Annotated in this window: 6 protein-coding genes; 1 reads left to right on the top strand and 5 read right to left on the bottom strand. The window is 68.5% G+C overall.

Annotated features, from left to right (window positions below):
- The 5 genes from J7024_RS36060 to J7024_RS36040 all read right to left on the bottom strand — a co-directional run.
- Nucleotides 1-916: MFS transporter (locus J7024_RS36060; RefSeq protein WP_234745975.1), on the bottom strand; the 916-nt coding region annotated here is incomplete at its 3' end.
- Nucleotides 917-926: 10 nt separating this feature from the next.
- Complete coding sequence (locus J7024_RS36055; RefSeq protein WP_234745974.1) at nt 927-1,979, bottom strand: porin; 1,053 nt, start codon at nt 1,977-1,979, stop codon at nt 927-929.
- 85 nt (nt 1,980-2,064) lie between these two features.
- The gene (locus tag J7024_RS36050) at nt 2,065-2,865 is read right to left on the bottom strand and encodes an enoyl-CoA hydratase/isomerase family protein (RefSeq protein ID WP_234745973.1); all 801 of its coding nucleotides are present in this window, start codon (nt 2,863-2,865) and stop codon (nt 2,065-2,067) included.
- Nucleotides 2,862-4,082, bottom strand: a complete 1,221-nt coding sequence (locus tag J7024_RS36045) for a CaiB/BaiF CoA transferase family protein (protein WP_234745972.1) — start codon at nt 4,080-4,082, stop codon at nt 2,862-2,864. The genes J7024_RS36050 and J7024_RS36045 overlap by 4 nt, the downstream gene beginning before the upstream one ends.
- Nucleotides 4,083-4,162: 80 nt before the next feature.
- Nucleotides 4,163-4,945 (bottom strand): crotonase/enoyl-CoA hydratase family protein, encoded by a 783-nt coding sequence (locus tag J7024_RS36040; protein WP_234745971.1) that lies wholly within the window; start codon nt 4,943-4,945, stop codon nt 4,163-4,165.
- 135 nt (nt 4,946-5,080) lie between these two features.
- Between J7024_RS36040 and J7024_RS36035 the strand changes: the two genes are divergently transcribed.
- Nucleotides 5,081-5,848, top strand: coding sequence for an IclR family transcriptional regulator (locus J7024_RS36035; protein WP_234745970.1), 768 nt, complete (start codon nt 5,081-5,083; stop codon nt 5,846-5,848).
- The last annotated feature ends 263 nt before the right edge of the window (nt 5,849-6,111 follow it).

Raw genomic sequence — 6,111 nt, 5'->3', positions numbered from 1 at the left:
CGGGCATGCCGGCGATGCCGCACAGGTAGGGCAGCGCGGACAGCAGCCCGACCTGCATCGCGCCGTGCAGCCCGCCGCGATGCAGGATCACGGGCATCCAGAACACGAGCGCGTAGCCGGCCGCCGCGATCGCGAAATTGGCGGCACACAGCAGCCAGAGATCGCGGTGAGCGAGCAATGGCCGCGCCGCGTTCGCGTCCGGCACGCCGGCGTCGGCCTGCGCATGCGCGACGCGCAGCGCGGCCTTGTCGGCGTCCGACAGCCAGCGTGCGTCGTCCGGCCGATCGTCGAGAAAGCGCAGTGCGACGAGGCCGAGCACGCTGCTCGGCAGCCCCTCGATGACGAACAGCCATTGCCAGCCGCTCAGGCCGGCGGCGCCGTCGAAGTACGAGAGGATGGCGCCGGACACCGGGCCGGCGATCACCCCCGCGAGGTACAGCGCGGTCATGAACAGCGCGAACGCCTTGGCGCGCTGCCGCGGCGGATACCACGCGCCGAGATAGAACAGGATGCCGGGGAAGAAACCGGCCTCGAACACGCCGAGCAGGAAACGGCACGCATAGAACTGCGCGGGCGTCGTGACGAACATCGTCGCGGCCGAGCCGAGCCCCCACAGCACCATGATCCGGGCGATCGTCCTGCGCGCGCCGATCCGCGCAAGCCATGCGTTGCTCGGAATCTCGAACGCCATGTAACCAATGAAGAAGATGCCCGCGCCGAGTCCGTAGACGGCGTCGGAGAAGTGCAGTTCGGCCGCCATCTGCGCGTGCGCGAAACCGATGTTGATCCGGTCGATGAACGACAGCGTGTAGCAGAGGATCAGGAACGGCAGCAGCCGGCGCGAGATCCGGCGGTAGAGCGCCAGCGTCGCGGCGGCGTCGCCGGCGGCCGAATGGGTGGACATGGTCGGGGTCATGGGCACTCCGTCAGAAGCGGTGAACGATGCCGAACGCGAACACCTGCTCGGTGCCGCCCGGTTGCGGCTGGAGGCCGACGACGACCGTGTTGCGGGCGTCGCCGCCGTTCTTCATGTACAGATAGCGTGCGTAGAGCGACGTGCGCTTCGACAGCGGATGGTCGTAGCCGACGCCGAGTGCGGTCGCGTCGTTCGCCGAGCCTTTCACGTCGCGGCGCACGACCGAGACGAGCACGCGATCGAGTGCGCCGACGTTGATCGACGCGCCGGCGCTCGCGGTCGAGAACGCGGGCAGGTTCGGCGCCGTGCTGACGCCGTACAGAAACGCGGTGTAGAGCTTGACGCGTGCGAATGCGTAGTTGGCGGCGAACACGTAGTGGCGGGTCGTCGACGGAGAGACGACGGGCGCCAGGTTGCCGGCCGACGTGTCGCCCTGGAAGCCTGCACCGAGGTAGAGTCCGCCGATCCGGTACTGGAGCCCGGCGCCGTAGTTGCGTCCGGCTTGCGTGGACAGCGCGTTCGGTGTCGGGAAGCCGTACGTGGCCATCACGCGCAGGCCGTTCCAGTCGGGGCTCAGGTACGACGCCGCCTGGTTGAAGCGCGGAATCGGCGGCGTCGTGTTGCTGGTGATCGTGTCGGTGGAGGTGGCGAGCAGCGCGAGCGGCGACAGTCGTTCGTTGAGACCGAACGGATCGCCGTCGTACACGACGTAGAACGCCGGCGTGTATTGCCGGCCGAGCCGGATGTCGCCATAGCGCGTGTTCTGCAGCGACACGTAGGCCTGCCGGTAGAACAGCGTGCCGCCCTGGAACGATCCGTCGGCCGGCGAGAAGCCGCTTTCCAGTACGAACTTGGTCGACGTGCCGCCGCCGAGATCCTCGACGCCTGTCAGTCCGAAGCGGCTCGTCGACGAGCCACCGCCGCTTTGCCGCAGGGTCGACAGGCTGCCGATGCGATCGAATTCGACGTAGCTGTCGACGATTCCGTACAGCGTGACCGACGATGCGCGCGCCGACGTGGCGCACAGTACACACATGCCGATCAGGAGTGCTTTCCGTTGCATGAAGGTGTCTCCGTTCCATGTTTCTTTTAGCGCGCCCGCGTTCTGGGAGCGGTTGCGCGCGTGGTGTCGCCGTGCCGCGTCGTGGTCAGCGCCCCTTGAATACCGGCTTGCGCTTCTCGAGAAACGCGCGGGCGCCCTCGATCCGGTCCTCGCTCGCGTAGACGTCGGGGCCGACGTCGAGCCGCAGCGCGGCAGGCACCGGCAACCCCTGGCTGCGCGTCGCGGTTTCCTTGATGCGGCGGATCGTGAGCGGTGCGTTCACGGCGATCGTCTGCGCCAGTTCGCGCACGGTGTCGTCGAGCGCGGCGCCGGGCACGACGCGGTTCAGCAAACCGGCACGCTGCGCCTCGTCCGCGTCGAAGCGGCGGCCCGTGAACAGCAGCTCCATCGCGATCGCATGCGGCAACATGCGTGGCAGCAGCACGCTCGCGAAGTTCGCGCCCATCCCGACCCGCGCTTCCGGCAGCGCGAAGGTCGCATGATCGGCGGCGATCCGCAGGTCGCAGGCGAGCGCGATTTCGCAGCCGCCGCCGACCGCGTAGCCGTTGACTGCCGCGATCGTCGGCTTGCGCAATTCGAGAATCAGCTCGTGCACGTTGCGTGCGAGGCCGCGCATCGGCTGCATCCCGCGGATCTCGGGGTCGCCGAGATCGACGCCCGCGCTGAACGCGCGTTCGCCCGCGCCGCGGATCACGATGACGCGAATCGACGGGTTGTCGTCGAGCGTGACGAGTTCGTCGCACAGGCGCCGGATCGCTTCGGCGGACAGCGCATTAGCGACATGCGGGCGATGGATCGTCAGCCACGCGATGCCGTCGTCGTCGTGGCGCAGGATCGAGGGCGCGTCGTCGCCCGTCGGTGAAGAAAGCGAGCCGGATGCGGTCATGACGTGCTCCCGGTGGCGTCCGCGCGCGTATCGTGGAGCACGCCCGCCTGCCGCAGCGCGTTCCGATGCGCCGCGTCGATGCCGAACGCGTCGAGCACGGCGTCGGTGTCGGCGGCGAACGGCTGGGGCGGCCGGCGTATCGATCCGGGCGTGCGGGAGAGTTTGGCGGGGACGCCTGCGCCGGTGTACGTGTCGGTCTTGACGAACATCGCGTTGTGCGCGGCTTGCGGGTGGCCGAACGCATCGGCGACGGTGTTCACCGGGCCCGTCGCGACGCCGGCGTTCAGCAGCCGCTCGACGATGTCATCGGCATGCAGTTCGGCGGTCAGCTGGCCGAGCAGCGTATCGAGCGCATCGCGGTTCGCGACGCGCTTTGCGTTGGTCGTGAACCGGGGATCGCGTGCCAGCTCGGGTACGCCGAGCGTTTCGACGAGCCGCGCGAACGTGCGGTTGTTGCCAGCGCCGGTCGAGATCGGCTTGTCCTTGCACGGATAGACGCCATACGGCGCGATCGCGGCATACACGTTGCCAGTCGCGACGGGCACGTCGCCGGTCGCCATCCAGCTCGTGCTGACCGGATGCAGCATCGACAGCGCGGTGCTGAACAGGTCGATGTCGACGTGCTGGCCGAGTCCGGAGCGGGTCCGTTCGACCAGCGCGAGCAGGACGCTCGACACGGCGCTCAGGCCGGCCGCGTAATCGACGACCGGAAACGGCACCTTGAGCGGCATGCCGCCCGGTTCGCCATTGATCGACATGAAGCCGGCCAGCCCCTGCGCGACGGCGTCGTAGCCCGGAAACCGCGCGAGCGGGCCGTCGGTGCCGTATCCGGAGATCGAGCAATGGACGAGGCGCGGGAAGCGTTCGCGCAGGCAGTCTTCGTACCCGATGCCCCAGCGTTCGAGCGTGCCCTGCTTGAAGTTGTCGATCAGCACGTCGGCCGTGTCGAGCAGGCGGAACAGCACGTCGCGCCCGTCCGGATGCGACAGGTCGAGCGCGAGATTGCGCTTGTTGCGGTTGAGCCCCCAGTAGTAGCTGGAGATGCCGTTCGGCATCGCGGGCCCCCAGTCGCGCGTTTCGTCGCCCTGTGGCGGCTCGATCTTGATGACGTCCGCGCCGTGGTCGGCGAGCGTCTGCGCGCAGAACGGCCCCGCATAGACGCGGCTCAGGTCCACCACGCGCACGCCTGCGAGTGCGCTTTCGGTACTGCTGGTCATGACGATGTCTCCTTCGATGTGGATTCGACGGGCCGGCAGGCCGGCATGCGCCGGCTGCACGGCTGCGATGCGTCGCGGGTTCAGCCGCGCGCGGCGAACAGCGCGTTCACCGCCGCGCGATGCTCGGGCGTGGCGTGCGCGAACGCCTGGTACGACGCCGACAGGTCGAGTAGCGTGTCGAGGCTCGCGTGGCGGCTTTCGCGCAGCAGCCGCTTGGTCAGGCGCAACGCGGTGCCCGAGTGGCGGGCGATGCGGCCGGCAAGTTCATGCGCGTGGGCAAGGAGGTCGCCGTCGGGTACGACGCGCGACACGAGCCCGCAGCGCAGCGCCGCTTGCGCGTCCAGCGCGTCGCCCGTGAACGACATTTCCGCGGCGACGGCAGCGCCGACGATCTGCGGCAGGAACCATGCGCCGCCGTCGCCGGGCACGAGGCCGAGTGCGATGAAGCTCTCGGCGAAACGCGCACGATCGGCGGCGATGCGGATGTCGCACATGCACGCGAGATCGGTGCCGGCGCCGATGGCCGGGCCGTTGACGGCCGCGATGGCTGGCACTTCGAGGTGCTGGAATGCATGCGCCAGCCGCTGGATGCCGCGGCGATAGCTGGTCCGGATCGCGGTGAGATCGTGCGGATCCGATTCCATGAACGCGCGCATCGCCTTCACGTTGCCGCCCGACGAGAACGTCGTGCCGGCGCCGGTCAGGATCAGCACGCGGATCGATTCGTCCCGGTTCGCGTCGTCGCAGCATGCGGTCAGTGCGTCGATCGCATCGGTATCCGAAATGGCATTGCGGGTTTCGGGACGGTTCATCGTGACGGTCAGGATCGGGCCCTGCCGTTCACGGATCAGGAAGGCTGCCATGGTGTCTCCGTGTGTTCTGTGCCGCGGGACTTCACGCCGCGGGCCGAAGCCTAGTATCGTCACGACGGTTGGCGGCGGGAAATTCCGTTCCACATACGTGGAACGGCTCGCCCAGTGGCATGAGGAGACGGCGGGATGAGCGGAAACGTGGTCAAGAGCGCGGCGCGCGTGTTTGAAGTGCTGGAGCTGTTCAGCGCATTACAGCGGCCGCTGAGCGTGCGGGAGATCTCCACACGCTGCGGCTATCCGGGGTCGAGCGCGGCGGCGCTGCTGACCAGCATGAAGGCGCTCGGCTATCTCGCGTACGACGACGCCACTCATACATATGCGCCCACTGCGCGGCTCGTCAATCTCGGCGAAGCGCTCGTCGATTCGACGGCGGGCAGCCGGCGGTACTGGCACGCCGTCGCAAAGCGGCTGGCGGTCCGCACGCGCGAGGCCGTCGTGATCGCGGTGCAGAGCGACCTGTACGTGCAGTACATCGATGCGGTCGAGGGTGCGCATACGCTTCCGATCCACTTCTACGCGCCGATCGGCACGCGTCGCGAGATCTGCATGTCGAGCCTCGGCTGGGCGCTGCTGAGCCTCCAGCCGGACAGCGCGATCCGCCGGCTCGTGTCGCGCAGCGTCCGCCGGCTCGGCAAGTCGGGCCGGACGATCGACGAGGATGTCGTGCTCGACAAGGTCGAACAGACGCGCCGGTTCGGCTATTCCTATTCGGCGCACACGGTCACGCAGGGCGCCGCGATGATCTCGATGGTGATCGCGGACGGCTGGAACGGCCTGCCGCTGGCCATGGGCGTGGCCGGGCCGGTCGAGCGAATCGACGCGCAGCGCGACGCGATCGTGCGGGCGATGCGGGAGGTGCTGGCCGGGCACGGGCCGGATGCCGCGGTGGGCTAGGTGAGCGGGGCGGATCAGGCTCGGCATCGCTTCCAGCCAAGCGGCAACTGGATCGAGACAGCGGGTCGCGGCCGGGGTGAGCACGGGCTGACGGCAGGTGTCGCTGGTAAAAAAGTGCAGTCGACCGCATCGGCAACTGCCTGCCGTCCCGTAGCAGGCCGTTGAAATACCCCCGCCGATCCGTCACTATGTAGCGAACCCGATCCCAAGGCACGAAGGCAGCATGCGAGGCACCGACAGCTACAACGAATCCCTGTTCAGTG

The organism is Burkholderia sp. WTPI3 (genome assembly GCF_021483755.1).
In the GTDB taxonomy this organism is placed as follows: Bacteria; Pseudomonadota; Gammaproteobacteria; order Burkholderiales; family Burkholderiaceae; genus Burkholderia.
The sequence above is the reverse complement of the archived record's forward strand: the minus strand, read 5'-3'. Positions and strand labels throughout refer to the sequence as shown.

Excerpts from the sequence above, each read along its gene's own strand:
- J7024_RS36055 (WP_234745974.1), bottom strand. The coding sequence starts at position 1,979 with ATGCAACGGAAAGCACTCCTGATCGGCATGTGTGTACTGTGCGCCACG.
- J7024_RS36050 (WP_234745973.1), bottom strand. The coding sequence starts at position 2,865 with ATGACCGCATCCGGCTCGCTTTCTTCACCGACGGGCGACGACGCGCCC.
- J7024_RS36045 (WP_234745972.1), bottom strand. The coding sequence starts at position 4,082 with ATGACCAGCAGTACCGAAAGCGCACTCGCAGGCGTGCGCGTGGTGGAC.
- J7024_RS36040 (WP_234745971.1), bottom strand. The coding sequence starts at position 4,945 with ATGGCAGCCTTCCTGATCCGTGAACGGCAGGGCCCGATCCTGACCGTC.
- J7024_RS36035 (WP_234745970.1), top strand. The coding sequence starts at position 5,081 with ATGAGCGGAAACGTGGTCAAGAGCGCGGCGCGCGTGTTTGAAGTGCTG.